The organism is uncultured Campylobacter sp. (genome assembly GCF_938018145.1).
Lineage (GTDB): Bacteria > Campylobacterota > Campylobacteria > Campylobacterales > Campylobacteraceae > Campylobacter_A.
Window position 1 is genome coordinate 1 of the sequence record NZ_CALIII010000209.1, and the last position, 2,663, is coordinate 2,663.

General features: G+C 54.8%; 3 protein-coding genes. All 3 read left to right on the plus strand.

Annotation, left to right across the window (positions count from 1 at the left end; translation table 11 throughout):
- Window positions 1-765, plus strand: a 765-nt coding sequence (locus tag Q0338_RS04710) for a thiazole synthase (protein WP_298085747.1), incomplete at its 5' end; no start/stop codon positions are given.
- A 242-nt stretch (window positions 766-1,007) separates the two neighbouring features.
- Complete coding sequence (thiH, locus tag Q0338_RS04715) at window positions 1,008-2,141, plus strand: 2-iminoacetate synthase ThiH (RefSeq protein WP_298085749.1); 1,134 nt, start codon at window positions 1,008-1,010, stop codon at window positions 2,139-2,141.
- Window positions 2,142-2,182: 41 nt separating this feature from the next.
- On the plus strand, window positions 2,183-2,663 hold a 481-nt coding region (locus Q0338_RS04720), incomplete at its 3' end, for a thiamine phosphate synthase (protein ID WP_298085748.1).

The window sequence follows — 2,663 nt, forward strand, 5'->3', positions numbered from 1 at the left end:
GAAAATAACGATATTTTAGAGCTTGGCGGGCATAAATTTAGCTCGCGTTTTATCCTGGGATCGGGTAAATTTTCGCTACCTCTTTTGGAGGCTGCGGTGCACGAGGCGGGCGCGCAGATCGTGACGCTGGCGCTTCGCCGCGTGAACGAGGGCGGGATCGAAAATATTTTAGACTTTATCCCAAAGGGCGTGACGCTACTGCCAAACACCTCGGGCGCTAGGAACGCCGATGAGTGCGTGCGTATCGCAAAGCTAGCGCGAGAGGCGGGCTGCGGCGACCTCGTGAAGGTCGAGGTCATCAGAGACAGCAAATACCTGCTGCCCGACAACTACGAGACGATAAAAGCGACCGAAAAGCTCGCAAACATGGGCTTTGTCGTGATGCCCTATATGTATCCCGACCTAAACGTCGCGCGCGATCTAGCGTCGGCGGGTGCTGCGTGCGTGATGCCGCTTGGCGCTCCGATCGGGACGAACAAAGGCCTTTGTACGCGCGAATTTATCAAAATTTTGCTCGCCGAGATAGACCTGCCCGTGATCGTGGATGCGGGTATCGGCACTCCGGCGCAGGCGTGCGAGGCGATGCAGATGGGCTGCGCGGCCGTGATGGCAAACACCGCTATCGCGACTGCGGGTGACGTAAAAGCGATGGCGCGAGCCTTTGCGCTGGCGATACAGGCGGGCAGGCTGGCGTATCTATCGGGGCTTGGGGTTGTGAGCGAAAGTGCTCGTGCGTCAAGTCCGCTGACGGGATTTTTGGAGTAAATTTAGCTTTAAATTTGACAGCATGAAAAACGGCGTCAAATTTGAGTCGCGCGAGGATAAATTTGCCTCGTTAAAATCCTGCTAATTTTAAATTTGACGATTTCGCGCGGTTTTAAATTTAGCGCCGAAAAGGCGCAGGTTTTGGGCGCGTAAAATTTACGGCTCCGAGCCTTTAAAAACGATCAAATTTAACGCCCGAAATTTAGATAAAAACGGAGAAATATTTGAAAAATATAGACGTGATGGAGTATGCCGACGGCGCACAGCGCATAGACGAAACGCTGATGCGGCGGGTGCTAGCGGCGCGCGAAAGCTACGACTACGCGAAATTTGACGCTAGCGACGTTAGGCGCGCTCTAAACGAGGAAAATCTGAGCATTGAGGGACTAAAAGCGCTTCTAAGCCCCGCTGCGGGCGCGTTTTTGGACGAGATGGCGCAGGCGGCGCGAGATAGGACGCGCAGGCAGTTTGGCAACTCGGTGCAGTTTTTTACGCCGCTTTATATCTCAAATTTTTGCGACAGCGACTGCGTCTACTGCGGCTTTAGCTCGCGAAATAAGATCTCGCGCGTGCGGCTAAAGGCGGACGAGGCGGCGACGGAGCTAGCAAATATCGCAAAAAGCGGGCTAAAAGACGTGCTGATACTAACCGGCGAAAGCGCTAAAAAAAGCGACCTGGGCTATATCGGCGAGGTTTGCAAGGAGGCGTCTAGGCTTTTTAGCAACGTAGGCGTCGAGATATATCCGCTAAATGCCGACGAATACGCATTTTTGCACGGTTGCGGCGCGGACTACGTCGTGGTTTTTCAGGAGACTTACGACCCGGCGGCGTATGCGAGATTTCACCTAGGCGGCGTCAAACGCTCGTTTGCCTACCGCTTCCACGCTCAGGAGCGCGCTCTCATGGGCGGTATGCGCAGCGTCGGATTTGCCGCGCTTTTGGGGCTTGACGACTTTAGAAAAGACGCGCTAGCCACCGCGCTGCACGCGCACCTCATACAGCAAAAGTACCCGCACGCCGAGATCGCGCTATCTTGCCCGCGCCTGCGCCCCGCGATAAACAAGGCTCACGTCGGCCCGCGAGACGTCGATGAGAGGGCGCTGTTTCAGGTCATCTGCGCGTACCGCCTCTTTTTGCCGTATGCAAATATCACGATCTCCACGCGCGAGTCGGCGCGCTTTCGTGACGGCGTCATCGCAGTCGCCGCGAACAAAATCTCAGCCGGCGTTAGCACGGGCGTGGGGACGCACTCGGATAAGGCCAAAAAGGGCGACGAGCAGTTTGAGATCAGCGACGCGCGCTCGGTCGAGGAGATGCTAGGCGCCGTGCGAGGGCTAAATTTGCAGCCCGTGATGAGCGAGCATATTTACGTTTGAGGTCGGTCGGCTATCGGTCGCGCGTTTTGCGGGCGTAAAATTTGGCTTTTGGAGTAGGTGCGATGGATTTTGGTAAATTTGAGCTCGTTTGGGTGACGAACCGCCGCTTGAGCGAGGATTTTTTCGCGGACGTTAGGCGAGTAGCGCAAAGCGGCAAGGCGGATAAAATTTTGCTCAGAGAGAGCGATCTGCCTGAGTGTGAGTACGAAAATTTAGCCCGCAAAACGCTTGATATTATTGCTGAGTGCGGCTCTAGCGCGCAGCTTGTTTTGCATACTCACGCAAGCGTCGCAAGCAGGCTTGGCGTGAGCGAACTGCATCTGCCTTTTGCTAAATTTATGGCGTCAGGCGGCGAGTCGGCTATAAATTTGAGAGATTTGGTTAAATTTGACGGCGCCAGCTCGGATAAAGACGAAGCCCTTGGCATTTGCGCGTCAAATTTGACACAAAAGCTCAAAATAGGCGTTTCGGTACACTCTTTAGAGCAAGCTCTAGCGGCGCAGGAGCTAGGCGCTGATTACG

Bases quoted from the DNA above. Each gene is read 5' to 3' on its own strand.
- thiH (WP_298085749.1), top strand. From the start codon at position 1,008: ATGGAGTATGCCGACGGCGCACAGCGCATAGACGAAACGCTGATGCGG.